This window comes from Clostridioides sp. ZZV14-6150 (genome assembly GCF_020657875.1).
Lineage (GTDB): Bacteria > Bacillota > Clostridia > Peptostreptococcales > Peptostreptococcaceae > Clostridioides.
In genome coordinates, this window is sequence record NZ_JAGWDA010000003.1 from 119,135 (window position 1) to 145,551 (window position 26,417).

A 26,417-nucleotide genomic window follows, 5' to 3' on the forward strand; every position below is an offset into this window, starting at 1 on the left:
TCAATTTATTTTTACCGTCTAAAAATAAATGCAAGAAAAATCAGAAAATATAGAAAATACTGAAAAAATGTTGACTGACGGAAAAAAATATGTTATTTTGTAATTAAGGACTAGTCTTTTAAAATTTCTAAAAATGTGAACCTTATTTTTAAGACAAAATTATATTTTTTATAAAATAAAGGAGGATATTATGAGCACATATTTAAATGATATTTCTAAATTTGTTGATGAAAATAGAGAAGAAATAATTTCTTTATGGAAAGATATTGTTAATACTGAGAGTTATACAAATTGCAAAGAAAGTGTAAATATATTAGCTGAAAAATTAAAGACTGAATTTGAAAAAGAAGGTTTAGATTGTAATTTAATAGATGTTGGAAACAATGGTAATACATTAGTAGGTACACTTGGTTCTAATAGAAATGGAAAACCAATAATTTTTTCAGGTCATATGGATACTGTCTTTGAAATAGGTACATTTGGAGAAAATCCATTTAAGATAGAAGAAGGAAAAGCTTATGGACCAGGTGTTTTGGATATGAAAGGTGGAATAGTAATTTCTTTATATGTAATCAAGGCTTTAAATAAAATAGGATATAATGAAAGACCAATAAAAATAGTATTTTCAGGAGATGAGGAGACAGGGCATAGGGATTCAGCAGGTGGAGAAATTATGCTAAAAGAAGGACAAGGTGGTCTTTGTGCATTCAATATGGAAACTGGATTAGTAGATAATAGCTTATGTGTAGGTAGAAAAGGAAGAATTGGATGTAATGTACATGTAAAAGGCGTAGAAACACATGCAGGAAATGACTTTGAAGGTGGAAGAAATGCAATAGAAGAAATGGCTAATAAAATATTAAAAATACAAAGATTAACAAATCTTGAACTTGGAACTACAGTTACTGTAAGTGTTATTAAAGGTGGAAGAGTACCAAATTCTATTCCACAAGATTGTAATATAGAAATAGATATTAGATTTGAAAAAGTTGAAGAAGCAGAAAATGTTAAAAAAAGAATTGAAGAAATCTGTAAAGAAACTTATATAGAGGGTACTTCTACAGAAGTTAAGATTGTCAATGAAATGATGGCATTTGAAACTACAGAAGATGTTATGAAATTTTATGAGTTTGTAAATACAGTGTCAAAAGAAAATGGCTTTGGAGAAATAAATGCTAAAAAACTTGGAGGAAGTTCAGATGCCAGTTATTTAACTATTGGAAAAGTTCCTACAATATGTTCATTTGGTGTAAAGGGAGAATGGAATCATACATCGAGAGAATATGCATTAGTTGATTCTATGTTTGAAAGGGTAAAATTAATTTCTGAAGTTATTTTAAATTTGGATAAATTTGAAATATAAAAGGAGGATTTAATATGGACACAACGGATAGAGAGAATAAAGTAACATGGAAAGGGTATGTGTCTTTATTTATATTGATAATACTATTTTCTGGAATTTTTCAGAATGGACAAGGATTTCTAAAAGCATTAGATTTTGCTAACTTAACTGGTTCATTTGGTACTATCTCAGACGGTATAAACTTTATGGGAAAAGGTGGTACTGGTGCAAAAGATGGATTTTTATTTGCACTTACTCTAATACCAACTGTATGTTTTGCTGTAGGACTTATTGATGTGGTGGAATCTATGGGAGGAATGCAAGCTGCATCAAAGATATTTAATCCATTACTTAAACCATTACTTGGCATACCTGGAGTAGCTGGTATAGCGTTTGTATCTTCATTTACTAGTTCAGATGTAGCTTCAATAATGACAAAAGGATTATATGAAAGTGGAGAAATAACAGATGATGAAAGAACTATATTTGTAGCTTATCAATATGCTGGTTCAGCAGTTATATTAAATACAATAAATACTCAAGCTCCACTTTTACCAATAGCATTATTGGCAATAGGTCCGATAATACTTATAGAGATATTCTGTAAGATGCTTGGAGCTAATTTAGTTAGATTAATTATAAAAATGAAAAATAAAAAGAAGAAGGAGGTTGCGTAGTATGAGTCAACAAACTTCTGGAAATACAATTGCAAATAATAAAGTTAAGAAAACTATTGTTGAAACTTTTATGGGAGGAGCAAAAAAAGGTTTTTACATAGGAGTTGAACAAATATTACCAGCCATGGTAATGGGATATGTAATAGTACAGTTTCTACAATTAACTGGCTTGGTTGATATTTTAGGAAGTATTTTTGGTCCAGTAATGGGTATTTTTGGATTACCTGGGGAATCAGTTGTAGTCTTGATAGCAGCTTTCTTTGCTAAGGCAGCAGGAGCAGCAACAGCTGCAAACTTATTTGCACAAGGTCTAATTACTGCACCACAAGCAACTATATTAATTATGCCATGTATGCTAATGGGTACTCTAGTTGGTCATTATGCGAGAATAGTACTTGTAGCAAATGCTAGTACTAAGTATAGAATGTTGTTGTTGGCAGTTCCTATATTTGATGCAGTAGTGGGAATGTTGATAGTAAGAGTTTTACTTACTGTTATGGGACTAATGTAAAAAAAATAAAATTATGACTTAATTATAAAGTGTGTATAAGAATTAATATATACAAGAATTGATGTACAGCAATTAATATATAGTAATTAATATGTATATTAATTAAAAAAGAAGTTTACTAAAAATTTATTTTGGTAAACTTCTTTTAAATTTATATTTCTAGAATTTATATTTTTCTTTTTACAACATTAACATTAATTTTAGACTAAATATACTTTCATGCTAATATCAAAATAAATGTATTTTTAAAGTACAATATGTTTTGAATTTTCGCGTATATCTACTTCAATGACTTTTTCTATTGTATCTCCTCTAAAGCCTAGTAAATTACTAGTTAAGTTTGCAGTAGAACAAGAGTGATTAGGTATAATTCTTATTCTATCACCTATTTTTATATCAGTTTCTCCATTTACTTTAATTTTACCAACTTCTTCTGAAAGTGAATCAATAGTAAGTTCTGGATGCTCACAAACTCTACCATATCCAACAATACTACTATTTCCATGTGCACCCTTATCTAATCCAAGACATTTACTTCCGCAATCAACTAAATAATATCCATTACTATTTTTTGAGATTACAGTACATACAACAGTAAGAGCACACATCTTTTCAGTAGCACATCCTAGACCTATTTGTATAGCATCATAATATACATAGTTTCCAGGTCTTACAGCAGTGATAGTTTTAGAAGCAGCCTCAGTTTCAACTGTTGGAGTGCTTCCAGAAGCTACAATATCTATATTAAAGCCATTATCAGTTAATAATTTAGATGCTTTCTCCATAGTAGAATCTTCTTGAATACAAACATCTGGCACACCTTCTGGAGAACTACAACCGTATACTTGACCTGGATGTGAGCTTATTCCAACAATATTTATACTTTCTAGTTTTGAAATTTCAGTAGCAAGTTCGACTACTTTTTCTGGTTCAACACCAAAACGGTGTAATCCGCAATCTACAATAAGAAGTAGTTTACATTCAATTTTAGCTAGAGAAAAAGCCCTACTGTAAGCTTTTGCACATTCTATATTATCTGTAGCACATATTAAATTTATTTTTGAAGCCATAGTTACTACCCTGTTTATATTTGCATCTCCCATGTAAGGGTAAGCCAACATAATATCTTTAAAGCCAGCATTTATCAAAGCTTCAGCTTCATCAAGAGTTCCAACAAGAAATCCAGCAGCACCTGCATCTTTTTGAAGTTTTGCAATATATGTGCTTTTATGCGTTTTAAGCATAGGCCAAAGCTGTTTGTTGTTCTTTGTACAAATTTGTTGTATTGTATTTATATTTTCTTCTAACTGGTCTAAATCTAGTAAAAAGCTTGGTGTAGCAATTTCTGAAATTTTCATGTTGTTTACCACCTTTCAATAAAAGTAAAATCAATCATAGGTCTTGATTTTATGATATTAATAAAATATTATGATAAGATTAGTTCTATAATATAAATATCTTCTAATTATATTATAGAACTAGTATGAATTTAGAGCAATATTTATTTAGATTAATTAGAATTTTCAATATATTTATTAGCTGTAAAATTATGTGATTATTAAACTGTATATATAATAATGTTTTACTTTGTGGTTTTACTTAAAACTGTTTGAGTTTTATTTAATAGGGTATTTTAAGTGAGTGAAAATTTTGTTTTAGCATAAAAAACTTATATTATAAATTTTGGAGGTAATAAATATGAGAAAAGTAGTACTTTATATTGCAATGAGTTTAGATGGTTATATAGCAGAAGAAGATGGTAGTGTAGCTTTTTTAGATGAAGTAGCTTCAGATTCTCAACAAGAAGACTATAATACTTTTTACGATACAATTGGTACAGTTATTATGGGAAATTCAACATATACACAAATAATAAATGAACTAAGCCCAAATGAATGGTTTTATGAAGGGAAAGAATGTTATGTGTATTCAAAGACTACTAGTGGAGTTACTGAAAATGTAAAGTATACAAATTTGGAACCTAAAAAACTAATTGAACAAATTAGAGCAGAGAAAGAAGGAAAAGATATCTGGATAATTGGAGGAAGTGAAATAGTAGAATTATTTATAAAAGATAATCTAATTGATGATTATTTTGTATATGTATTGCCAACAATATTAGGTAGAGGAATTCCATTATTTAAAACTGGAATACAGAGAACAAATTTAAATCTTAAAAAAGTTAGTAATTTAGAACAACTTGTAAAATTAGAATATAGTAAAAAACAAGTATAAAGTATGTGCTGGCTTGTTATCATTTTATAAAATAAAGTATTTAAAAACTTAAATTATATATGAATTGACATTACTTGTCAAATATGGTAACATATAAGCGACTTATCGGAGGGTGTATTAGAAAGAATATGCTGGAGAAGAGAGTGCACTAACTCTTTTCTCCTTTTTTTATAAAAGCAAGTATTCATAAGCTTGGTATTATTACATAATAATTACACTGTCTCAAAAATTTAGAAAGGAGTAGAATATGAAATTAATTTTAAATTATTTAAAAAATTATAAGTTATTAATAGGATTAAATATACTGGCTATATTTAGTTTTGCATTAGTTGAATTAGGTATACCAACAATAATAGCTAAAATAATTGATAATGGTATTGCAAATCAAAACACAACTTACATAAAACAAATGGGAATAGTAATAGTTGTTATTTCTATTATAGGAGTTGTAGGTAGTGTATTATTGGGTTATTGTTCTGCAAAAATATCAACAGGAGTAACTAGAGATATAAGAAATGATATATTTAAAAAATCTCAAGAGTTTTCACACACTGAATACAATAAATTTGGGATTTCTTCAATGATTACAAGAACTACAAATGATGCATTTCAAATTCAACAATTTGTAAATATACTTCTTAGAACAGCTTTATTAACTCCAGTCATGTTTATTATAAGTATAATCATGACAATTAGAACAAGTGTAGAGCTTTCCTTGGTATTAGCTATATCAGTGCCTTTTATAATTATTGGAGTAGCAATAATAGCAAAAGTTTCTCAATCAATATCATCCAAACAACAAAAAGGACTGGATAAACTAAACCTTATATCAAGAGAAAATTTAACTGGAATAAGGGTAATCAGAGCATTTGGGAATGATGACTATGAGACAAAAAGATTTGAAGAAACAAATACATATTATGCTAATGTTTCTAAAAAATTGTTTAAACTTATGTCAATTACTCAACCCGCATTCTTTTTACTATTAAATATAGCTGTTTTAGCTGTGTTTTGGATTTCCAGTGAGAAAATAAATATTGGAGAAATTCAAGTTGGACAATTAGTTGCATTTTTGGAATATCTTTTCCATGCTATGTTTTCAATTATGCTTTTTTCAATGGTATTTATCATGTATCCAAGAGCAGAAGTTTCAGCAAATAGAATAAAAGAAATTTTAGAAGAAGAGCCACTTATAAAAAATCCTAAAAAGGGAGTAAAAGATACTGAAAATAAAGGACTTATAGAATTTGACAATGTAACATTTACTTATCCAGATGGAGAGGCCTCTGTGCTTAAAGATATTTCGTTTACTGCAAAGACAGGTGAAACAGTTGCCTTTATAGGTAGTACTGGTAGTGGAAAGAGTACTCTAATTAACTTGATACCTAGATTTTATGATGTAACAGAAGGTAGCATTAAGATAAATGGAGTAGATATAAGGGAATATGACTTAAAGGCTTTAAGAAAAAAAATAGGATTTATACCTCAGAAAGCATTGCTTTTTACTGGTAGTATAGCAAATAATATTAGATTTGGTAAAAATAAAGCAGGAACATCAGAATTAGAACATTCAGCCAAAGTTGCACAGGCATATGAGTTTATATCAAAAAAACCTAGAAAATTTGATGAATTAATTAGTGAAGGTGGATCTAATGTATCTGGAGGTCAAAAGCAAAGACTTTCTATTGCCAGAGCTATTATAAGAAAGCCTGAAATATATATATTTGATGATAGCTTTTCTGCGTTAGATTTTAAGACTGATGCAATACTTCGTTCTAAGCTAAAAAAAGAAACAAAAAATGCAATTGTATTGATTGTTGCACAGAGAATTAGCTCAATTATTGATGCTGATAAAATTATAGTACTAAATGAAGGAAAAGTTGTTGGAATGGGAACTCATAAAGAATTATTGAAAAATTGTGAAATATACTATGAAATTGCAACATCTCAGTTGAAAAAGGAGGAATTGGAATAATGAAAAAGTCTAAAGGTTTTAAAAAAACAATTGGTAGACTTCTTCCATTTGTAAAGCAATATAAATTTTCATTTATTATAGCTATTATATGTATAATTTTAGCAGCTACTATGAATGCAATTGCTCCTAAAACAGAGGGATTAATAATAACACAATTAACTAAAGATGTAATTCGTATAGCAAAAGGAATACCAGGAGCATCTGTGAATTTTAACTATGTAGTAAAAATTTTGGCACTCTTAGCATGTATATATGTTGCTAATGCAATTTTTACGTATGCTTCAAGTTTTTTACTTACAAATGCTATTCAAAATACAATGAGAGACTTAAGAAATGAAGTAGAAAATAAGATAAGAAAATTGCCTATTAGTTACTTTGACAGCAATAGTTTTGGAGATGTACTAAGCCGTATATCAAATGATGTAGATACAATATCAAATGCTTTACAGCAGAGCTTTATGCAAATTATCAACTCAATTTTAGTAATAATTTTGGCAATTTCCATGATGTTTACAATTAATGTATATATGGCATTTATAGCTCTTTTTATAATTCCAATTAGTTATTTTGTATCTAAGTTCATAGTAAAAAAATCACAAAATAGATTTTCATTACAACAAAATGCTCTTGGAAAATTAAATGGAAAAGTACAAGAGATGTATACTGGATTTAATGAAATAAAATTATATGGAAAAGAAGAAGACTCTATAGAAGAATTTAAAAAAGTAAATCAAGAACTTTGTGAAAATGGATTTAAGGCACAGTTTATATCAAGTATGATGAATCCAATGGTTTCATTAGTAACTTATTTTGGAATTGCAGCAGTAGCAGTAGTTGGCTCTATATATGCAGTGAGTGGAGGGATAACAGTTGGAAATTTACAAGCATTTGTACGTTACATATGGCAAATAAATCAGCCTCTTTCACAGATGACACAATTATCAACTGTAATACAATCTTCTTTTGCAGCAATAGAGCGTGTATTTGAAATTTTGGATGAAGAAGAGGAAATTCCTGATGTTGAAAATCCAATTAAGATAGAAAATGTACAAGGAAATGTCACATTTGAACATGTAAATTTTGGCTATGGAGAAAGTGAAACTTTAATAGAAGATTTAAATGTAGAAATAAAAAGTGGTCAAATGGTAGCTATTGTTGGCCCTACTGGAGCAGGTAAAACAACATTAATAAACTTATTGATGAGATTTTATGATGTAAAGGGAGGAGCTATTAAAGTTGATGGAGTAGATATTAGAGATATGAGACGTGAAGATTTACGTTCAATGTTTGGGATGGTACTTCAAGATACATGGCTATTTAATGGTACTATTTTTGAAAATATAGAATATGGTAGATTTGGAGCTACTAAGGAAGAAATTATACAAGCAGCAAAAGTAGCAAATGTACATCACTTTATAACTACACTTCCAGATGGATATAATATGTTTTTAAATGAAGAAGCATCTAATATATCGCTTGGAGAAAAACAACTTTTAACTATAGCTAGAGCCTTTATATCAGACCCTTCGATATTGATATTAGATGAGGCTACTAGTTCTGTTGATACTAGGTTAGAATTGATGCTTCAAAAGGCAATGAGAAATCTTATGAATGGTAGAACTAGTTTTGTTATAGCACATAGACTTTCTACAATTCGTAATGCTGACTTGATTTTGGTTATGAATAATGGAAGTATTATAGAGCAAGGTAATCACGATGAATTAATGGAAAAAGGCGGATTTTATGAGAAGCTTTATAATAGCCAATTTGCAGATACAGAATCTGAATAAAAAAATATGTGTTTATATAATAGCTATAACTTAAATTACTAATGTTATAATTAAAAAGAGTATCAGCAAAGTTATTTTTTTATAAACTTACTGATACTCTTTAGCTTTAAGCTTAAAATATTTATATTTGACAACTAATCTTGTTATATCTGATAACTAGAATTGCAGTATTTTTCTTTTTTACCTTTTTGTTCTCTGACATATAATAACTCACTTAACTTATTGATGTAATAACAATCGTCACTTATGCGAATTAAACTAGTTAGATAATATCCGTCTTTACTTCGAGGAATTTTTTTGTTTATAGCTAAGTCAATAGCTGTTTTTGCTGCTTCAAAATGTTTTAAATGTGTATGACCTTCTTCAAAATTCTTTCTAGTATTATAAACTACATAACCGTTTTTAACTTGAAAAACTATAAATTCTTTTTTTTCATATATTTTATTAAACATTTAATCAGCCTTTCTCAAGATAGTTTTATAGTATAACAATAGAAGCTTCTAAAAAGTTTTATAAAGAGCATAAATATTATGTAAATTATAAGCCTAAAGACTATAATTTTATAAAGATAAATTTTTTATTACTTATATAATAATTCATAGAAGTTAAAAGTAAATTATCTTTAAGTTAAACAAAAGTAAAATAAAAGACTAGTTATAATATTTATATGAAAAAGTACAAAATATAGTATAAAAATATAGAAAAATTAAATTATTTACTTGCAGTTTCTGGTTCCATAAGTATATTTACCTTGAGATATATTATCATCATGAAAATATATTCTCTCACAAATTTTATCTCCCCATAGAATATTTTTTGTTATTTTATGTGATGTATCTCCTGTAAATACCTCAGCAACAGTGGTATCAGTAACATCACAATAAAGGGATGCAAATTCCTTAAACCAAGGATTTTCTTCAAAGCGTGAAAGCCAGGAAGCTCCATAAGGACAGTGTAACTCTTCAAATTCAGGAACCCAACCTAAAAATGGGACATCAGTTATACTAGCAATATTGTCAGCAATCAATTCATCTCCATTTTCATTGGCTCTTTCTCTCATAGCAATAGCTCTTTCTTCTGATCTTTCAAACAAAACTTTTTTCAATATTTCAGCAGTTTTTTCATTTCCAAATTCCTCAACTAATACTTTGGTAAAATAAAAATATAAATCACCAAAGTGTTTACAGGCCATACGAACTTCTTCAATAGCATAATCTTTGTCGATAGTTTCATTAGTTACAGTATCTTTGTTCAAAAAAATCACTCCTTAAAATAATAGTAGTTACACTATAATTATAGAGTATTTTTTATAAATAAGAAATTGATTTAAGATAAATAAAATTTTAGTAAATATAAATAGATTATTAAAATAATTTATTATTACAAAAATCTTCTAAATTGATGTATTTAGGAGTTTCCATATGAATAAGTGTTGTTTTATAAATATCTTCAGTACATCCGTTAGATATATTATTAAAAATATCTGTATGTTCTTTTAATGTTGTTTCTAGTCTTCCCTCATGTGATAGTGAATCAAGAGCTAATTTTTTTATTCTGTACATATAGCTGTTGAACATCTTATCAAATTCAGTATTTTGAGCATATGAGACGATTGTTGTGTGAAATAGAGTATCGTATTCTGCAAATGTATTTAAATTCTTATCACTTGATACAATGTATTTTTGTTTATCTAAAAGATACTTTAATTTATCTATAGTTTCAATTGCTCTAGGCTCTTTGTATTGACTTGTAATTAAAAAAGTGCAAAACCCTTCTATTGCGGAGCGTATTTGAAATATCTCTACAATTTCATTAGCTGTGATTTGATGAATTTTAAAACCCTTACTTGGAATTATATCTATAAAACCATCTTGGCTGAGTCTTTGAAGAGCATCTCTTATAGGCGTTCTTGAGATACCTATTTCACTCGCAAGTTTTGTTTCAGAATATATTTCATTTTCTATTATTTCACCAGATAGTATTAATTCTTTTAAATAGTCATATGCTTGTTCTTGTAATCTTTTAAATGTAGCCATATTTTATACCCCCTAAACAATGTGAAAATACAAAAACTTATATAATGTTAAGAATACAACATAGTAAAATTAAGGTCAATCCTTTGAAATTTAAATTATATATTGGGCGATATAAATAAAGGTTTAGTTGAATGATACTTAATTATTGATAAAAATAATTAATATAAAGAAAAATAATTAATATAAAGTACGATTAAATATAATATGGAAATAGTGTGTATTATTTAACATAAATAGTGTGTATTAAATATGGTAATAAGAGTTGAATTCTATTATAGAAGGCTAAAAAGAATGCTTTATTGTTAAAATAAATACTTTTATATTTTATGTTGACCGGTATACTGGTGTGTAGTATACTTTAAATCATAAAAAACGTTTTCAAAAATGTGAAAATATGGAGGGGTGTATAATGAAGTTAGGATTTATTGGATTAGGAATAATGGGAAAACCAATGGCTAAGAATTTAATAAAAGGTGGATGCAATCTTTTAGTATATGATATTAATAAATCTGTTGTAGATGAGCTTGTATCATATGGTGCAAAATATGCAAGTCTTTCAGAAATAGGTGAAGAGTGTGAAATTGTATTTACAATACTTCCAAATGGAGCCATTGTTCAAGATATATTATTTGGAGCTGATGGTTTAACAAATACTTTAAAAGAGGGCAGTATAATTGTAGATATGAGTTCAGTTACTCCCACAGAATCTATGTCATGTGCAGAAAAATTAAAGCAAATGAACTTAGAATTTATAGATTCACCAGTAAGTGGAGGTGAACCAAAAGCAATTGATGGAACACTTGCTTTTATGGCTGGTGGTAAAGAAGAAGTATATAAAAAAGTAGAGCCATTTTTTAATATAATGGGAAGTTCATCTATTTTAATTGGAGACAATGGCAGTGGAAGTGTTACAAAACTTACAAATCAAGTAATAGTTAATCTTACAATAGCAGCAGTATCTGAAGCATTTGTACTTGCAGCCAAAGCAGGAGCAGACCCAGAAAAAGTGTACAAGGCAATAAGAGGAGGTCTAGCTGGCAGTACAATATTGGATGCAAAAATACCAATGATTATGAATCGTGATTTTAAACCAGGTGGAAAAATATCTATCAATCTAAAAGATATAAAAAATGTAATGCAGACAGCACACAATTTGGATGTGCCACTACCTATGACAAGTCAGCTATTAGAAATTATGCAAACATTAAAAGTACATGGACATTTAGAAGATGACCATGGTGGAATAGCTCAATATTTTGAAAAATTAGCAGGTGTTGAAATAAAAAAACACAATAACTAATGGCAAATATATTGATGGGATAGTAGGTATGTATTATTAAAATTAGATTTAGATTATATTATACAAAGACAATAGAGTTACGGTATCATAATAAAAGAAAAAATAAGGTTAAGAGATAATAAAGTAAATTATAAAGGGGAAAAGATTATGATTACAGGATATGGACTTTTGATAGCATTTATTATATCTATAGGAATTTTGCTTGTGTCGATTATTAAGTTTAAAGTAAATCCATTTTTGGCTTTGCTTATAACATCTATAATTACAGGATTTATGGTTAAGATGCCTATAAATGAAATTTCAACTACAATATCAACTGGATTTGGAAGTACATTAGGTAGTATTGGTATTGTAATTGGGCTTGGAATAATATTTGGAAATATACTTTCAGAATCAAGAGCAACAGAATCTATTGCAAAGGGATTGCTGGCTAGAACTGGAGAAAAAAATAGTGCATTAGCTATAACTACAGCAGGATTTTTAATTTCAATTCCAGTGTTTATGGATGCAGCATTTGTTATAATGATGCCTATAATTAAATATGTTTCAAGAGTAACCAAGAAATCTCTTATGGTTTTTGTGTGTGCATTAGGAGTTGGTACAATAGTAGGTCATGCACTTGTAATACCAACACCAGGGCCTTTAGCTGTTGCAGCAAATGTAAATGCAAATGTAGGCAGTTTTATACTTTATTCCATAATTGTTGCATTTCCAGCAGCTCTTTTAGGAGGATGGATTTATGGAAAACGTTTTGAAAAGTATCCAGATTATGCAATTGACGAAAATAATAAAGAAAAAAATTTAGAACAAGGAAAAGAGAGTATTGAACTTGAAAATGATAACTCTGATAAAGTGCCAGGTTTTGGAGTTTCTATGTTTTCTTTATTATTTCCAATACTTCTTATACTTGTATCAAACGTATTTAGTATGTTTTTAGAAAAAGGTTCTAAAATGAGTGGAATACTTGCATTTATAGGGGATAAGAATATAGCAATATTGCTTGGGATATTGGTAGCAATAGTATTTTTGAAGAAGTACATAAGTAAGCCTATGGGAGATGTTGTTATTGAAGCTGCTGATTCAGCAGGATTGATATTATTAATAACAGGCTCAGGAGGAGCATTTGGTAGTGTTATAAATGCTAGTGGAATAGGAAACTTCTTAGTTGACACTATGTCTGGACTTAGTATATCAGTTGTGGTACTTGGATTCTTATTAAGTGCATTGCTTAGAATTTCTCAGGGTTCTGCTACTGTAGCACTAGTGACTACATCATCAATTTTAGGACCTACTATTTTAGCAACTGGTATGTCACCAGTTTTAGTAGGGCTTGCTATATGTGCTGGTGGTGTTGGTTTCTCTCTTCCAAACGATTCTGGATTCTGGGTACTTTCAAGATTTAGTGGCTTGTCAGTTAAGGATACTTTAAATTCATGGACAATAGGAGGTACAATTGCTGGTGTTACAGCATTTATAATGGTTTTATTACTTAGTGTTATAAACGGTATTGTACCACTTCCAGGTTTATAAAAAATATAAATATTAAACATAAGCATACTATAATAAATTACATAAAGGGGGATTTTTAGTGAGAGAAGTCAATTCAATTAACATAGATATACTTGATACTTTTAAGACCGTAGATGAAGATAAATTAAATAAATTACTTGTAAATGAACTTAAAAATTTAAATAGAAAGATTATTGTATTAGATGATGACCCAACTGGAGTACAAACAGTTCATGATGTTTCTGTATATACTGATTGGGATAAGAGTAGCATAGAACAAGGCTTTGATGAAGAAAATAGTATGTTTTTTATACTTACTAACTCAAGGGGATTTACAGTTGCTCAAACAACAGAAGTGCATAAGGAAATTTCAAAAAATATTGTGGATATTTCTCAAAAAGTTAATCAAGATTTTATTATTATAAGCCGAAGTGATTCAACAATGAGGGGACATTATCCTCTTGAAACTAATTTGTTGAAAAATGAGGTGGAAAAATTATCAGGGAAACTATTTGATGGTGAAATAATAATGCCATTTTTCAAAGAAGGTGGAAGATTTACCATAGACAATGTACATTATGTAAAAGAAGGAGAGATGCTTGTACCAGCGGGAATGACTGAATTTGCAAAAGATAAATCCTTTGGTTATAAATCTTCTGATATAGGAGAATGGTGTGAAGAAAAAACAAATGGAGAATATAAATCTAGTGATATGATATACGTTTCATTAGAGGAACTTAGAAGTCTAAATATTGATAGTATAACAGAAAAGCTTAAAATGGCTAAGAACTTCAACAAAATCATTGTAAATGCAATAGATTATGTAGATGTAAAGGTATTTACAATTGCGTTTATACGTGCAGTAAATAGTGGTAAAGAATTTATATTTAGAAGCGCTGCTGCTATAACAAAGGTACTTGGTGGGGTAAGTGATAAGGAATTACTTACTAAAGAGGAATTAGTATTAAAAGATAATACTAATGGAGGTATTATACTTGTTGGTTCACATGTAAATAAAACTACTCAGCAACTAGAAGAACTTAAAAATTGTAAGCATCCTATAGAATTTATAGAGTTTAATCAACATTTAGTTTTGCAGGAAAATGGCTTGAAAAATGAAGTAAAAAGAGTTATACAAGTTGTAGAAGAGAAAATAACTAATGGAAAGACTGTTGCTGTGTATACTAGACGTGAGCGTTTTGATTTAGATACGAATGATAAAGATAAACAACTTATGGTTTCTGTAGAAATTTCAGATGCTGTGACTAGTATAGTTGGTATGCTTAATGTAAGACCAAATTTTATTATAGCAAAAGGTGGAATTACATCTAGTGATGTTGGAACTAAGGCACTAAAAGTAAAAAAAGCTACTGTAATGGGTCAAATAAAACCTGGTATACCAGTATGGATGACAGGAGAAGAAAGTAAATTTCCTAATATGCCATATATAATTTTCCCTGGCAATGTTGGAGAAGTTAGCACACTTAGAGAAGCTGTTGAAGTATTAATGGGTTAGAAGAAAATCTTTTATTTCATCATTTCAACAATGAAAAAGAGGCTTATCTCTATTTTGAGACAGCCTCTTATTTGTATTTATAAATATTTATATTACAATATGGCATATGATTTAGATTATTTATTTTTTTTTGATTGATTTAATATCTTCTTTGATTTTATTTAAAATATCTTTATGCTTATTAGAGCTTATATTAGGGAACGCTTTAATAATACGTCTATGAAGCAATTTGTGGCTAGATAGTAGAGTATTAAGTTTGTTTTTAAGTTCTTCAATTCTGTTTTTAGCATAACGATAATTTTCTCTTTCTTTTAATATTTCAAATCTATCCTCTAAAGTCTCAAGTCTATTTTCAACCAAAGTCTCAAGCTTATTCTCAATAGTTTCTTGTGTAATGATTTTGTAGTATTCTTTTTTATCTTTTAATTCCTTAATTATAAGATGGATTTGTTTTAATTTACCATTTAATTGTAAAATTGTGTGTACTGTAATTATTAAATCTAAAACAAAATAAATTTCTATAGATATACCAAGAATAAATAGTATATTTTTAGGAATATAATCTATGAAATCAACTACAATAGGATGTATTATCAGCATTACAATTAATGATAATACACCAAACATAAGTGAATTTTCTAAGCAAACTCTTCCATGAATGTTGAACTTGTGATTGGAATAATCCCACCACTTCATATTAAATAGTTTTTCTAATACAAAACTTGTAAAATACTCCATTATGCTGGTTATAATTATACTAAATACAAATAATAAGGGAATATTATGAACAAAAGGAGTCAGTGTAGCTACTATTGCTAGTGCTCCAAATCCATATATAGGACAAAAGGGTCCATTTAAAAAACCTCTATTTACAAATTGTTTTTGCAAAACAGAACAATATGTAGTCTCACAACACCATCCTATAAAACTATAAATTACAAAATAAAGAAATTGAATATAAAATGTACTCATAAATACCTCATTTCTAGTTAATATAACATTATATAATACTATATATCTGATATTTTCTTTCATAATTAACTATATCACCTTAAACTTAATTTACATATTGATTATACCAATTTATAGAAATTTATCAAATTTAATTACAATTATAATATTATATGCAGAACTATAGCAATGAGATTTTATTTAAAATAAATAAGGGTGTCAAGTATAATCGAACTAATACCTGTAGATACTCTACAGTATATTGCTTTGATTAACTTTGACACCCTTATATTATTTATATTTTACTTATTTACATTTAAAACTAGAACAACATGTTTCAGTGTAAAGATTTACTCTATCAGTTTCAGGAGCGACTAATATATTATCAAGATTACATAAGCTACCATCTTTATTGTACTTACAAGTCTTGACACTACAAACTAATTCTTCACAATTTCTATTGTTAACATTGTTAGATAGATTACTATAAATAGACTCATCTAAAAACGAACTACAGCAAGTATGTCTATCATTATGAGCTTGTTCACCATTTATAAAAATTTTATCTGCATAACATATATGGCTGTTATTATGTGAGCAGTTAGTTACATTACAATTGATTCTTTCCAAAGTTATTACCTCCTAAACTATTATTTATTATAAATTATGTCCATATAATTGCAAGAATATAACATTTAAGAGAAAATTTCCTTTTAGAAAATATCTATTTTTAGAATAATTTGAAATACAGATATATTTTCTTCTAAAATTTACCTAAACTGTATAAAAACTTACAGCTTGGAGAAAATAATAGAAAAAGGAGGCGTAATCAATGTTTGAAAAGAAGAAAAAAGAATTATTTCCTTGGAAAATATCTGCATTAGTACTAGTAGGAGTCTTTGTATTAAGTAGTGGAGTTTATATAGGAACAAAATTAAAAAACAATGGAGTTCAAACTGGTAAAGTTGTAAGTACTAGTGCGAATATGAGTGAAGAATCAAAAGAAGCTTTTGGATTAAATAAAAACTGCGAAGTTTGGCTTCAAGGCGAAGGCGAAAACGAAACTAACTATAAGAGAGTACTTACAATGGCTGGAGTAGTTCCAGAGTCATTATTAGATAAGACAAAATCAGAAATAGTATCATATTTTAAACAAGAATATCCAACTAAAAAAATAAAGAGTATGGATAAAAATGAAATCATATTGGTAGAATCTAAAAACAGTGATAATAAAGATGTACAAGCAATGAACAATACTATAAAAGGTAAATATACAATTGAAAATGATAATGGAAATATAGCATTGTATAAATACGATGATAGTGGAAATAAAACATTAGTAGAAAAAACAAAAATAAGAGTAGATTCACTTCCTAAGACCGTTCAAGATGAACTTAAAAAAGGTGTAGTTATGGATACAGAGGAAGATGCCTATTCAAGATTAGAAGATTTTGCAAGTTAATATTAAGATTTAAACTATATTTAATGCCTATTAAAATACAATAATTTATTTGTACTAAATATAAAAGTTATATTGAAGTGAGAAGTTTGCTTTGATATAACTTTTTTATTTGATTTTATATTTAACATAAACCATTTTATTATTTGTTAATATTATTTATGGTATAATGATTTAGAACATAAGTTTTTATGAGAAATACATTTTGGTATTTCTTTTATTTTTAGGAGGAATTTTTTAAAATGATGATATTGGGGATTGACCCAGGTATAGCCATAGTTGGATATGGTATAATTGAATATAAAAATAGTAAATTTAAAGTAATAGATTATGGAGCAGTAACAACACCTGCGCATATGGATATCTCTAAGAGGTTAGAACTCGTATATAAAGGAATTGATACAATAGTAAAGAATTACAATATAGATGAAGTTGGAATGGAAGAACTATTCTTTAACAAGAATGTAAAAACTGCTATAACAGTAGCACAGGCTAGAGGAGTTACTATGCTTGCTTGTGCACATAATGGTAAACCAATATATGAATACACTCCACTTCAAGTAAAACAAGGTGTAGTTGGATATGGTAGAGCAGATAAAGCACAAGTTCAACAGATGGTAACCTCATTTTTAAGTTTAAAAAAAGTTCCAAAACCAGATGATGTTGCAGATGCTCTAGCTGTGGCTATTTGCCATGCTCATTCAAATAAACTTGAAAAAACTCTAAAGAATATAGGTGGGAAGTATGTATAGTTATATAAAAGGTACAGTAGAAGAGATATATATAGACAGTATAGTTGTTGAAAACAATGATATAGGATATAAGATAAATGTGTCATCCAATACAATAATGAATTTGCAAATAGGAAATACTGCAAAAATATATACTAAACTAATAGTAAGAGAAGATGATATGAGTCTTTGTGGTTTTGCAAGTAGGGAAGAATTAAAGATGTTTGAATTGCTTACATCTGTGTCAAAAATAGGGCCTAAGGTGGGGCTTTCAATACTATCATTTGCATCACCAGCACAACTAGGAGCTTATATTTTGAGCGAAGATGTTGGGAAACTATCTAAGGCTCCAGGCGTTGGTAAAAAGACAGCAGAGAGAATTGTTTTAGAACTTAAGGATAAAGTGGATAAAAATAATATAGAATTTGAACCAACATTATTATCACAAAAACCTACTTTAATATCTCAAGATGAATCTATAGATGCACTTGTAGCTTTGGGATATACCTTAGCAGAATCAAAAGAGGCAGTTCAAAAATGTAAAAAAGATGGGATGAATACAGAAGACATTATAAAAAAAGCACTTACATATATAATGAGTAAATCTATGAAATAGCATTTAATTTGTAAATGTAAAATAATATTTAAAATAAAGTAGATTTCCAAAATTATGGAAGGAGGGGTATAGATGCAAGATTTTGAAGATGAAAATAGGATAATAACATCTACCATGAAGATGGAAGATATAGATATAGAAAATAGTTTAAGACCAAAGACACTAGAAGATTATTTAGGTCAAGAAAAATCCAAAGAGCAACTTAGTATATTTATAGAGGCAGCAAAATCAAGAAATGAGCAGTTAGACCATGTACTTTTATATGGACCACCAGGGCTTGGAAAAACTACGCTAGCGAGTATAATAGCTAATGAGATGGGAGTAAATTTGAGGATTACATCAGGACCCGCAATAGAAAGAGCAGGGGACTTAGCAGCTATACTTACAAATTTGAATGAAAATGATGTTTTATTTATAGATGAGATACATAGAATCAATAGGAGTGTTGAAGAAGTCTTGTATCCAGCAATGGAAGATTTTTGTTTAGATATAATAATTGGAAAAGGACCATCTGCAAGAAGTATAAGGCTTGACCTTCCTAAGTTTACACTTATTGGAGCTACTACAAGAGCTGGTATGCTTACAAATCCACTTAGAGATAGATTTGGTGTTATTTGTAAATTAGATTATTATACAGTTGATGAACTTTCAAAAATAGTGCTTAGGTCATCAAATATTTTAGATGCAGAAATACAATCTCAAGGAGCTTTAGAGCTTGCAAAACGTTCAAGAGGGACTCCAAGAATAGCAAATAGATTACTAAAAAGAGTTAGAGATTTTGCACAGGTTAGAGCTGATGGAAGGATAACTGATGAAGTTGCAAAGGATGCTCTTGAACTTTTGGGAGTTGATAATTTAGGTCTTGATTTTGTGGATGAAAAGCTTCTTATGACTATAATAGAAAAATTTAGGGGTGGCCCGGTAGGTCTTGATACATTAGCAGCTTCAATTGGTGAAGATAGAAATACAATAGAAGATGTGTATGAGCCATATTTGCTTCAACTAGGGTTTATAAATAGAGGACCTAGAGGTAGAGTAGCCATGCCCCTAGCCTATGAACATTTAAAAATACCTTATCCTAGTGATAGATAAAAATACAAAAAGAGGTATTAATTAAACAAATAATCATTAAATTAAAATATTTCTAAAATGGGTAAAAATTCAAACATATCCACAAAATGGTAATTATATCTGTAGATACTGTGGATAAATACAAGGAAAAATGTGTGTACTGTATCTATATATTGTGGATAAGACGTGCATATCGTGGAAAAATATCTATATATTGTGGATATACTGTATCTTAAAAATAGGGATTTATTGATATATTCTGGTAATATTGTAGAAAATAAGTTGTTTTTTTGATATTATTGTAGCTAGAGAAATTTTAAGAGAGGAAGTTTGACATTGAAAACAAGTGATTTTAAATTTGATTTACCACAGGAACTTATAGCTCAAGTTCCTATAGAAGACAGAGCTAGTTCAAGATTGATGGTATTAGATAAAGAAACAGGAGAAATTGAGCATAAAGTATTTAGAGACATAATAGAATATTTAAATCCAGGAGACTGTTTAGTTTTAAATAACACTAGAGTTATACCTGCTAGATTAATAGGGGAAAAACTTGAGACTGGTGGAAAAATTGAATTTTTATTATTAAAAAGAACAGAAGAAGATACTTGGCAAGCTTTAGTAAAACCAGGTAAAAGAGCAAAAGTAGGAACTAAGTTTTCCTTTGGAAATGGAAAATTGATTGGAGAAGTTGTAGATTTATCAGATGAAGGTTCAAGAATTATAAAGTTTCATTATGATGGAATTTTCGAGGAGATTTTAGATGAGCTTGGAAATATGCCACTTCCTCCATATATAACTGCTAGATTAGAGGAAAAAGAAAGATACCAAACTGTTTATTCAAAACATAATGGCTCAGCAGCGGCACCTACAGCAGGTCTACACTTTACAGAAGAATTATTAAATGAAATAAAAGAAAAAGGTGTAGATATAGCATTTATAACTTTACACGTTGGTTTAGGTACTTTTAGGCCAGTAAAAGTAGATGATGTTTTAAATCATAAGATGCATTCAGAATATTATATGGTCAGTCAAGATGCAGCTGACAAAATAAACAGAGCAAAAGAAAGTGGGAACAATGTAGTATGTGTTGGAACTACTAGTTGTAGGACTATAGAATCAGCTTGTGATGAAAATGGCAAGATGAAAGAAACTAGTGGTTGGACAGACATATTTATATATCCAAGTTATAAATTTAAGGTTTTGGATAGACTTATAACTAATTTCCATCTACCAGAGTCTACCTTAATCATGTTAGTAAGTGCTATTTGTGGAAAAGATAATGTATTAAATGCATATAATGAAGCAGTAAAAGAAAGATATAGATTCTTCAGTTTTGGAGATGCTATGATTATAAAGTAGGGAGGTAATAGATGCATAGTTTACAAAAACAAAAAAAGAATAACCCTATATTAAAGATTGCTTTTATATTTGAACGTGTATTAGCAGTAGTAGTTCTGATAGCAGTATTTTTAGGTACAATAGATGTATTAAGACTTATGTGGGGAGCATATATAGTTGATTTTCAAAATCCAGTACAATACAGTCAGCTTAATGATTTCTTAGCACAAATATTACTTTTAGTGATAGGTGTTGAGCTTGTAGTAATGCTATCACTTCACATACCAGGAGCATTTATTGAGGCACTACTATATGCTATAGCCAGAAAAATGTTATTACTTCCTAAAAATGAAGGGATGATAGATGTTTTAATTGGAGTTATAGCTATTGCAGGACTATTTGCTATAAAAAAGTTTTTAGTAACAAAAGACAAGAGTGCTCTTAATATAACGAGTATCCATGATGAAGAAGCAATCAAAGAACAACAAAGCAAAGAAGATAAAGATAAATCTATTTAGAAAATATATTAGATGTTTAGATTAGTAAAAATATATATTATGGAATAACTAGAAATAAAAATTATTAAGGAGAAATTTATGTACGCAGTAAGATATGAACTGATAAAAACTTGTAAACAAAGTGGTGCAAGGCTTGGAAGATTACACACACCACATGGAATTATAGAAACACCAATATTTATGCCTGTTGGGACTCAAGCAACAGTAAAATCTATGACACCAGAAGAATTAAAAGAGATTGGTTCACAAATAATACTTAGCAACACTTATCATCTATATATGAGACCAGGACATGAACTTATAAAAAAAGCTGGTGGACTTCATAAGTTTATGAACTGGGATAAGCCAATACTTACAGACAGTGGAGGATTTCAAGTATTTAGCTTAGGGCCTTTGAGAAAGATAAAAGAAGAAGGCGTAGAATTTAGGTCACATCTAGATGGTTCAAAACATTTTTTAACTCCAGAAAAAGCTATGGAAATACAAAATGCGTTAGGTTCAGACATAATGATGGCATTTGATGAATGTGCACCATACCCAGCAGATAGAGAGTATGTAAAGAATTCATTAGAAAGAACAACAAGATGGTTAAAAAGATGTAAAGATGCCCATAATAATACAGACAAGCAAGCTTTATTTGGTATAATACAAGGTGGAATGTATAAAGATTTAAGAGAGCAATCAGCAAAAGAAATAACAAGTATTGATTTACCTGGATATGCAATTGGTGGACTTAGTGTTGGAGAACCAAAACCACTTATGTACGATGTACTAGAACACACAACTCCATTTATGCCAAAGGACAAACCAAGATACTTAATGGGAGTTGGTAGTCCAGATGATTTGGTAGAAGGTGTTATAAGAGGAGTAGATATGTTTGACTGCGTTTTACCTACTCGTATAGCTAGAAATGGAACTGCAATGACTAGTCAAGGTAAAGTAGTGGTTAGAAATGCAACTTATGCTGAAGACTTTACTCCACTTGACCCTGAATGTGATTGTTACGCTTGCAAAAATTATTCAAGAGCTTATATAAGACATCTTGTAAAAGCAAATGAAATATTGGGTGCAAGATTGATAACTACTCATAATCTTCACTTTTTACTAAATTTAATGAAACAAATAAGACAAGCGATAATGGAAGATAGATTACTTGATTTTAGAAATGAATTTTTTGCAAAATATGGGTATGAAATATAGGTTTTGCACTATTAATTATAATCATTTTAATATATAATATTCAATAGTACTCAAAGCTAAAGAAAGTAAATTGTTATATAAACATTTATTATGATTTACAAAAGAGTATAATTTACAAAGGAGTGAAAAATTAATGCCACAGCAACAAATAATGATGAGTGTAGGTCTATGGATAGTAGTAATAGCAATCTTTTATTTCCTAATGATTAGACCTCAAAAGAAAAAAGACAAACAATTAAAAGAAATGAGAAGTAGCCTAGGTGTAGGAGACAAAGTCATTACAATAGGTGGAATAGTAGCTAATGTAGCTAAAGTTGAAGATGATGTTGTAATATTAGAATTAGGACCAAATAGAACTAAAGTTCCATTTGAAAAATGGGCTATAGGTACAGTTCAATCTAGAAAAGAAGAAATAGAAGAACAGTAAAATAGTAATTTAAAAGCCTTTTCTCGAATATATATTAATTTGAGAGGAGGTTTTTTTATGGGAAAATCTAATTATATTTTTAAAGGTTTGGGATATGCATATATAATAACTTTGGCTGTTTTATTAGTGTATAACTTATTTTTGACATTTACAGATATTGGTGGAGATAATATAACTATGGTTGCATCATTTATAACTACTATTTCTGCAGCTATAGGCGGTTTTTACACTTCAAAACACATGCAAGAAAAGGGACTTATGTATGGGCTTTTAGTTGGACTTTTGTACATAGTGTGTATTTTTTTGACTGTGTTTTTAGCACAAGAGAGCTTCGTATTTGAAGTAGGAATGATTTATAAGTTATTGCTTATATCAGCAGCAGGAGGTATTGGAGGCGTATTGGGTGTCAACTTTAAATAGAGTTTATATTAAAGTGGTTTTGTGATATAATCAATAGGAAACAATTAGAAATGGAGGCGTTGAAAATGGAAAATAAACATGTAAAAACTTTATCTCAAGCTACTTTAAAGCAAAGTGCTGCAAAAGGTGGATGTGGAGAGTGTCAAACTTCTTGTCAATCAGCTTGTAAGACTTCTTGTACAGTTGCAAATCAAGAGTGTGAAAGATAGAAAAGTATTGATTTAGTTGTTTGTAAGAGGGTATCTCAAAATGGTTCTTTTATCATTAATGAGGTATCCTTTTTTATTTTTTTTGTCTCCATCTGCGCGAATGAAACCTTCCTTAAAATAACACCCATGATGTAATTCATCACTAAGCTCTGTTGAAATAATAAGGAATATATACATACAAGGGATGAGAAGTATATCAAAATAATTGACTATTTTGATATACTTCCTAATTTTTTGTATTTTATCTAAGTACTTCTTCTTCTGGCAAACTCCACAATTCTAAATTTATCAATTCTATGTCGAGATTCAGTATGCTGGATAAATCGTGTATCTTCAAGGTATACTTCGCTTCGTATAACTACAACATGAGTATCACCATTTAAATCCATATACTGTTTGTCCTCTTTAGTTACAGGTTCAACAGTAATTTCTTTTCGAGCATAGCTTAAATTTAAGCGTAATTTTTTTTCTATATAATCATATAGAGAATCCTCTGCTATATCTTTTGTTAAATTAGGAACTATGTTTCTTACTAAATAATCTTTATCAAGGATTATAGTTTCATTATTTATTTTACGCTGCCTTAAAATATAATGAATTTCTGGTAATTTTTTTGTCTCAAATCTATCCTTTAAGAATTGAGGACATGGAATTGTATTAAAATCAAGGACAATGGTTGAGCTTTCGATTTCGAGTTCGCTTTGAGATTCTGCAAATTCTTTATAGCTAGATAGATTTGATGCAGATAGTACAAATTTTTTTGCATCTATAATCATATTTCCCTTACGTGGTTTTTTTTGTATATACCCCTCATCCGATAATAATCTAAGTGCCTTTCTAACCGTTTCCCTTGATGTATCATAATTCTCAGCTAAAGTTTGTTCACTTGGCAAATAACTTCTTACAGGATAATCACCATCAATTATTTGTTCTTTTAAGTCCGTATATATAGAAAAATACTTGTTCATATTTCTATTCACCTCTCTACTACCTTAATTTACATTATATAGTATACTAAATAATTACAATATTTACAAAAAAAATAGTTGTACAGCTTCGGGAAAACGTATATAATTAGTATATACCAACTGGTATATACTAGATTAAGATGTTTTTGAACTATAATTATCTTAGGGGGAGAAATATGAAGCATACAGATACTCAACTAAAGCAACTTCATGATTATGTTGGAGGGGAAAGTAATATAATTTCTGTTACACATTGTGTAACAAGACTAAGATTCGTACTTAAAGATGAATCAATTGTTAACAAAGATAAGATTAAAGAATTTAAATTTGTAAAAGGTTGTCTTCATAATGGTGGTCAATTTCAAGTAGTAATAGGGCCAGAGGTAGAAAAAGTATACAAAAAATTTATTGACGTAAATAAAATGAATCCAAATCATAAGTCAGCATCAAAAAATGACAGTTCTAAAAAAAATTTATTCCAAAGATTACTAGGTTCATTAGCTGAAATATTCATACCATTATTACCAGCTATAATAGCAGGTGGTCTAATATTAGGATTTAGAAATATTATTGGAGATATACAGTTTGGAGGGGCTACATTAGCTTCAAAAAGTGTATTTTGGAATGGTGTGTATCAGTTTTTATGGTTACCAGCCCAAGCTATATTCCACTTCTTACCAGTAGGTATTACATGGTCAGTATCTAAGAAGATGGGTACAAGTCAAATACTAGGTATAGTATTAGGATTAACATTAATATCACCTCAATTATTACCACCAGCTCAATTAGCTACAGGTGAATTATTATATTGGGATTTTGGATTTGTTCAACTAGCTAGAGTAGGATATCAAAGTCAAGTTATTCCAGCAGTATTAGCAGCTCTGACAATGAGCTATATGGAAATAGGATTAAAAAAGGTTATACCAAGTGTTATATCAATGATTTTTGTTCCGTTTATAACATTATTAACATCAGTAATATTAGCACATGCATTTATTGGACCAGTAGGACGTTTTATTGGTGATGGTATAGGGAATATGGTTGGTTCTGCAATTACAGGTCCATATAGTATAATATTTGCGTTCTTGTTTGGATTATTATATGCACCTATTGTAATTACAGGGGTACATTATGTATTTAATGCAGTAAATTTACAGCTTATAGCAACTTTAGGTGCTACACCATTATTCCCACTAGTAGCGCTAAGTAATATTGCACAAGCATCATCTAGTTTAGCTATTGCAGTTATGAATAAAAACACAGAAGAAAGAGAAATATCTATTCCATCAACAATATCAGGATACCTGGGTGTTACTGAACCAGCAATGTATGGAGTAAATTTAAGATACAAGTTCCCATTCTATTGTTCTATGATAGGTGCAGCATGTGCTTGTGCTGTAGCCAATGCTTTTGGAACAATGGCAAATAGTATAGGTGTTGGAGGTTTACCTGCAATTTTAAGTATCCAACCTCAGTATTGGCTGATATTTACAGGTGCGATGGTTGTAGCTATAATAGTGCCATTCTTCCTTACAGCAGCAGTATATAAAAAGAAAGAATTATCAGGAGAACTTGAATTTACAGAGGTATTAAATAGTTAAGAGGAATAAGGAGA

28 protein-coding genes are annotated in these 26,417 nt (G+C 29.2%); 21 read left to right on the forward strand and 7 right to left on the reverse strand.

Features of this window, described 5'->3' with window-relative positions; all coding sequences use genetic code 11:
• The first annotated feature begins 190 nt into the window (after nt 1-190).
• Genes KGF41_RS05380 through KGF41_RS05390 form a run of 3 tightly spaced genes read left to right on the forward strand, consistent with a single transcriptional unit; the run spans nt 191 to nt 2,530 of the window.
• Nucleotides 191-1,363 (forward strand): M20 family metallopeptidase, encoded by a 1,173-nt coding sequence (locus KGF41_RS05380; protein ID WP_227854639.1) that lies wholly within the window; start codon nt 191-193, stop codon nt 1,361-1,363.
• 14 nt (nt 1,364-1,377) lie between these two features.
• On the forward strand, nt 1,378-2,019 hold the full coding sequence (locus KGF41_RS05385) for a nucleoside recognition domain-containing protein (RefSeq protein WP_227827597.1): 642 nt from the start codon (nt 1,378-1,380) through the stop codon (nt 2,017-2,019).
• Nucleotide 2,020: 1 nt separating this feature from the next.
• Complete coding sequence (locus KGF41_RS05390; protein ID WP_227827596.1) at nt 2,021-2,530, forward strand: nucleoside recognition domain-containing protein; 510 nt, start codon at nt 2,021-2,023, stop codon at nt 2,528-2,530.
• A 245-nt stretch (nt 2,531-2,775) separates the two neighbouring features.
• On the opposite strand, the gene KGF41_RS05395 is transcribed toward KGF41_RS05390, so the two are convergent.
• On the reverse strand, nt 2,776-3,888 hold the full coding sequence (locus KGF41_RS05395; protein ID WP_227827595.1) for an alanine racemase: 1,113 nt from the start codon (nt 3,886-3,888) through the stop codon (nt 2,776-2,778).
• 340 nt (nt 3,889-4,228) lie between these two features.
• Here KGF41_RS05395 and KGF41_RS05400 point away from each other — a divergent pair, with 340 nt between their 5' ends.
• The 3 genes from KGF41_RS05400 (at nt 4,229) to KGF41_RS05410 (ending at nt 8,530) form a co-directional block, all read left to right on the forward strand.
• Nucleotides 4,229-4,765 carry a dihydrofolate reductase family protein gene (locus KGF41_RS05400; RefSeq protein WP_227827594.1) on the forward strand — a complete coding sequence of 179 codons (537 nt, stop codon included), beginning with the start codon at nt 4,229-4,231 and terminating at the stop codon, nt 4,763-4,765.
• A 247-nt stretch (nt 4,766-5,012) separates the two neighbouring features.
• Complete coding sequence (locus KGF41_RS05405) at nt 5,013-6,740, forward strand: ABC transporter ATP-binding protein (RefSeq protein ID WP_227856432.1); 1,728 nt, start codon at nt 5,013-5,015, stop codon at nt 6,738-6,740.
• Nucleotides 6,740-8,530 (forward strand): ABC transporter ATP-binding protein, encoded by a 1,791-nt coding sequence (locus KGF41_RS05410; protein WP_227842567.1) that lies wholly within the window; start codon nt 6,740-6,742, stop codon nt 8,528-8,530. Before KGF41_RS05405 ends, KGF41_RS05410 begins: the two co-directional genes overlap by 1 nt.
• Nucleotides 8,531-8,673: 143 nt before the next feature.
• Here the strand turns inward: KGF41_RS05410 and KGF41_RS05415 are convergent, their stop codons facing one another.
• From KGF41_RS05415 to KGF41_RS05425, 3 genes are all read right to left on the reverse strand, one after another.
• Complete coding sequence (locus tag KGF41_RS05415) at nt 8,674-8,982, reverse strand: hypothetical protein (protein ID WP_227827591.1); 309 nt, start codon at nt 8,980-8,982, stop codon at nt 8,674-8,676.
• Nucleotides 8,983-9,245: 263 nt separating this feature from the next.
• Nucleotides 9,246-9,794 (reverse strand): hypothetical protein, encoded by a 549-nt coding sequence (locus KGF41_RS05420; RefSeq protein WP_227827590.1) that lies wholly within the window; start codon nt 9,792-9,794, stop codon nt 9,246-9,248.
• Nucleotides 9,795-9,894: 100 nt separating this feature from the next.
• Nucleotides 9,895-10,566 carry a GntR family transcriptional regulator gene (locus tag KGF41_RS05425; RefSeq protein ID WP_227827589.1) on the reverse strand — a complete coding sequence of 224 codons (672 nt, stop codon included), beginning with the start codon at nt 10,564-10,566 and terminating at the stop codon, nt 9,895-9,897.
• Nucleotides 10,567-10,975: 409 nt separating this feature from the next.
• Between KGF41_RS05425 and garR the strand changes: the two genes are divergently transcribed.
• The 3 genes from garR (at nt 10,976) to KGF41_RS05440 (ending at nt 14,891) form a co-directional block, all read left to right on the forward strand.
• Nucleotides 10,976-11,866 carry a 2-hydroxy-3-oxopropionate reductase gene (garR, locus tag KGF41_RS05430; protein WP_227856433.1) on the forward strand — a complete coding sequence of 297 codons (891 nt, stop codon included), beginning with the start codon at nt 10,976-10,978 and terminating at the stop codon, nt 11,864-11,866.
• A gap of 147 nt (nt 11,867-12,013) precedes the next feature.
• Nucleotides 12,014-13,396, forward strand: a complete 1,383-nt coding sequence (locus tag KGF41_RS05435; protein ID WP_227856434.1) for a GntP family permease — start codon at nt 12,014-12,016, stop codon at nt 13,394-13,396.
• A gap of 58 nt (nt 13,397-13,454) precedes the next feature.
• Entirely contained in the window at nt 13,455-14,891 is a 1,437-nt protein-coding gene (locus KGF41_RS05440; RefSeq protein WP_227850216.1) for a four-carbon acid sugar kinase family protein, read from the forward strand.
• A 120-nt stretch (nt 14,892-15,011) separates the two neighbouring features.
• Here KGF41_RS05440 and KGF41_RS05445 read toward each other — a convergent pair whose 3' ends face one another.
• On the reverse strand, nt 15,012-15,863 hold the full coding sequence (locus tag KGF41_RS05445; RefSeq protein WP_227827585.1) for a putative ABC transporter permease: 852 nt from the start codon (nt 15,861-15,863) through the stop codon (nt 15,012-15,014).
• Nucleotides 15,864-16,148: 285 nt separating this feature from the next.
• Complete coding sequence (locus KGF41_RS05450; protein ID WP_227827584.1) at nt 16,149-16,472, reverse strand: DUF1540 domain-containing protein; 324 nt, start codon at nt 16,470-16,472, stop codon at nt 16,149-16,151.
• 202 nt (nt 16,473-16,674) lie between these two features.
• Here KGF41_RS05450 and KGF41_RS05455 point away from each other — a divergent pair, with 202 nt between their 5' ends.
• The 11 genes from KGF41_RS05455 to scfA all read left to right on the forward strand — a co-directional run bounded on the left by KGF41_RS05455 (nt 16,675) and on the right by scfA (nt 23,834).
• On the forward strand, nt 16,675-17,304 hold the full coding sequence (locus tag KGF41_RS05455; protein ID WP_227827583.1) for a hypothetical protein: 630 nt from the start codon (nt 16,675-16,677) through the stop codon (nt 17,302-17,304).
• Between the two features lie 239 nt (nt 17,305-17,543).
• Nucleotides 17,544-18,053: a crossover junction endodeoxyribonuclease RuvC gene (gene ruvC / locus KGF41_RS05460; RefSeq protein WP_227827582.1), complete on the forward strand. Its 510-nt coding sequence runs from the start codon at nt 17,544-17,546 to the stop codon at nt 18,051-18,053.
• Complete coding sequence (ruvA, locus tag KGF41_RS05465) at nt 18,046-18,648, forward strand: Holliday junction branch migration protein RuvA (RefSeq protein ID WP_227827581.1); 603 nt, start codon at nt 18,046-18,048, stop codon at nt 18,646-18,648. The genes ruvC and ruvA overlap by 8 nt, the downstream gene beginning before the upstream one ends.
• A gap of 72 nt (nt 18,649-18,720) precedes the next feature.
• Nucleotides 18,721-19,740: a Holliday junction branch migration DNA helicase RuvB gene (gene ruvB / locus KGF41_RS05470; protein WP_227827580.1), complete on the forward strand. Its 1,020-nt coding sequence runs from the start codon at nt 18,721-18,723 to the stop codon at nt 19,738-19,740.
• Nucleotides 19,741-19,826: 86 nt separating this feature from the next.
• Nucleotides 19,827-19,955 carry a hypothetical protein gene (locus tag KGF41_RS20850; RefSeq protein WP_255611334.1) on the forward strand — a complete coding sequence of 43 codons (129 nt, stop codon included), beginning with the start codon at nt 19,827-19,829 and terminating at the stop codon, nt 19,953-19,955.
• Nucleotides 19,956-20,055: 100 nt separating this feature from the next.
• Nucleotides 20,056-21,081, forward strand: a complete 1,026-nt coding sequence (gene queA, locus KGF41_RS05475) for a tRNA preQ1(34) S-adenosylmethionine ribosyltransferase-isomerase QueA (protein ID WP_227827579.1) — start codon at nt 20,056-20,058, stop codon at nt 21,079-21,081.
• Between the two features lie 11 nt (nt 21,082-21,092).
• Nucleotides 21,093-21,578, forward strand: a complete 486-nt coding sequence (locus tag KGF41_RS05480; protein ID WP_227482100.1) for a phosphate-starvation-inducible PsiE family protein — start codon at nt 21,093-21,095, stop codon at nt 21,576-21,578.
• Nucleotides 21,579-21,656: 78 nt separating this feature from the next.
• Entirely contained in the window at nt 21,657-22,778 is a 1,122-nt protein-coding gene (gene tgt / locus KGF41_RS05485) for a tRNA guanosine(34) transglycosylase Tgt (protein WP_227850215.1), read from the forward strand.
• A gap of 133 nt (nt 22,779-22,911) precedes the next feature.
• The gene (gene yajC / locus KGF41_RS05490; RefSeq protein ID WP_227827577.1) at nt 22,912-23,205 is read left to right on the forward strand and encodes a preprotein translocase subunit YajC; all 294 of its coding nucleotides are present in this window, start codon (nt 22,912-22,914) and stop codon (nt 23,203-23,205) included.
• A 57-nt stretch (nt 23,206-23,262) separates the two neighbouring features.
• Nucleotides 23,263-23,625, forward strand: coding sequence for a TIGR04086 family membrane protein (locus KGF41_RS05495; RefSeq protein WP_227827576.1), 363 nt, complete (start codon nt 23,263-23,265; stop codon nt 23,623-23,625).
• Between the two features lie 65 nt (nt 23,626-23,690).
• Nucleotides 23,691-23,834: a six-cysteine ranthipeptide SCIFF gene (scfA, locus tag KGF41_RS05500; RefSeq protein WP_009891067.1), complete on the forward strand. Its 144-nt coding sequence runs from the start codon at nt 23,691-23,693 to the stop codon at nt 23,832-23,834.
• Between the two features lie 245 nt (nt 23,835-24,079).
• On the opposite strand, the gene treR is transcribed toward scfA, so the two are convergent.
• Nucleotides 24,080-24,802, reverse strand: a complete 723-nt coding sequence (gene treR / locus KGF41_RS05505) for a trehalose operon repressor (protein WP_227827575.1) — start codon at nt 24,800-24,802, stop codon at nt 24,080-24,082.
• A 176-nt stretch (nt 24,803-24,978) separates the two neighbouring features.
• Here treR and treB point away from each other — a divergent pair, with 176 nt between their 5' ends.
• On the forward strand, nt 24,979-26,403 hold the full coding sequence (gene treB / locus KGF41_RS05510) for a PTS trehalose transporter subunit IIBC (RefSeq protein ID WP_227856435.1): 1,425 nt from the start codon (nt 24,979-24,981) through the stop codon (nt 26,401-26,403).
• Nucleotides 26,404-26,417: the final 14 nt, after the last annotated feature.

What these genes read in the sequence shown, in the direction of transcription:
- KGF41_RS05380 (WP_227854639.1), top strand. Translation starts at nt 191, where the DNA reads ATGAGCACATATTTAAATGATATTTCTAAATTTGTTGATGAAAATAGA.
- KGF41_RS05385 (WP_227827597.1), top strand. Translation starts at nt 1,378, where the DNA reads ATGGACACAACGGATAGAGAGAATAAAGTAACATGGAAAGGGTATGTG.
- KGF41_RS05390 (WP_227827596.1), top strand. Translation starts at nt 2,021, where the DNA reads ATGAGTCAACAAACTTCTGGAAATACAATTGCAAATAATAAAGTTAAG.
- KGF41_RS05395 (WP_227827595.1), bottom strand. Translation starts at nt 3,888, where the DNA reads ATGAAAATTTCAGAAATTGCTACACCAAGCTTTTTACTAGATTTAGAC.
- KGF41_RS05400 (WP_227827594.1), top strand. Translation starts at nt 4,229, where the DNA reads ATGAGAAAAGTAGTACTTTATATTGCAATGAGTTTAGATGGTTATATA.
- KGF41_RS05405 (WP_227856432.1), top strand. Translation starts at nt 5,013, where the DNA reads ATGAAATTAATTTTAAATTATTTAAAAAATTATAAGTTATTAATAGGA.
- KGF41_RS05410 (WP_227842567.1), top strand. Translation starts at nt 6,740, where the DNA reads ATGAAAAAGTCTAAAGGTTTTAAAAAAACAATTGGTAGACTTCTTCCA.
- KGF41_RS05415 (WP_227827591.1), bottom strand. Translation starts at nt 8,982, where the DNA reads ATGTTTAATAAAATATATGAAAAAAAAGAATTTATAGTTTTTCAAGTT.
- KGF41_RS05425 (WP_227827589.1), bottom strand. Translation starts at nt 10,566, where the DNA reads ATGGCTACATTTAAAAGATTACAAGAACAAGCATATGACTATTTAAAA.
- garR (WP_227856433.1), top strand. Translation starts at nt 10,976, where the DNA reads ATGAAGTTAGGATTTATTGGATTAGGAATAATGGGAAAACCAATGGCT.
- KGF41_RS05435 (WP_227856434.1), top strand. Translation starts at nt 12,014, where the DNA reads ATGATTACAGGATATGGACTTTTGATAGCATTTATTATATCTATAGGA.
- KGF41_RS05445 (WP_227827585.1), bottom strand. Translation starts at nt 15,863, where the DNA reads ATGAGTACATTTTATATTCAATTTCTTTATTTTGTAATTTATAGTTTT.
- KGF41_RS05455 (WP_227827583.1), top strand. Translation starts at nt 16,675, where the DNA reads ATGTTTGAAAAGAAGAAAAAAGAATTATTTCCTTGGAAAATATCTGCA.
- ruvC (WP_227827582.1), top strand. Translation starts at nt 17,544, where the DNA reads ATGATGATATTGGGGATTGACCCAGGTATAGCCATAGTTGGATATGGT.
- ruvA (WP_227827581.1), top strand. Translation starts at nt 18,046, where the DNA reads ATGTATAGTTATATAAAAGGTACAGTAGAAGAGATATATATAGACAGT.
- ruvB (WP_227827580.1), top strand. Translation starts at nt 18,721, where the DNA reads ATGCAAGATTTTGAAGATGAAAATAGGATAATAACATCTACCATGAAG.
- KGF41_RS20850 (WP_255611334.1), top strand. Translation starts at nt 19,827, where the DNA reads ATGGTAATTATATCTGTAGATACTGTGGATAAATACAAGGAAAAATGT.
- KGF41_RS05480 (WP_227482100.1), top strand. Translation starts at nt 21,093, where the DNA reads ATGCATAGTTTACAAAAACAAAAAAAGAATAACCCTATATTAAAGATT.
- tgt (WP_227850215.1), top strand. Translation starts at nt 21,657, where the DNA reads ATGTACGCAGTAAGATATGAACTGATAAAAACTTGTAAACAAAGTGGT.
- yajC (WP_227827577.1), top strand. Translation starts at nt 22,912, where the DNA reads ATGCCACAGCAACAAATAATGATGAGTGTAGGTCTATGGATAGTAGTA.
- KGF41_RS05495 (WP_227827576.1), top strand. Translation starts at nt 23,263, where the DNA reads ATGGGAAAATCTAATTATATTTTTAAAGGTTTGGGATATGCATATATA.
- scfA (WP_009891067.1), top strand. Translation starts at nt 23,691, where the DNA reads ATGGAAAATAAACATGTAAAAACTTTATCTCAAGCTACTTTAAAGCAA.
- treR (WP_227827575.1), bottom strand. Translation starts at nt 24,802, where the DNA reads ATGAACAAGTATTTTTCTATATATACGGACTTAAAAGAACAAATAATT.
- treB (WP_227856435.1), top strand. Translation starts at nt 24,979, where the DNA reads ATGAAGCATACAGATACTCAACTAAAGCAACTTCATGATTATGTTGGA.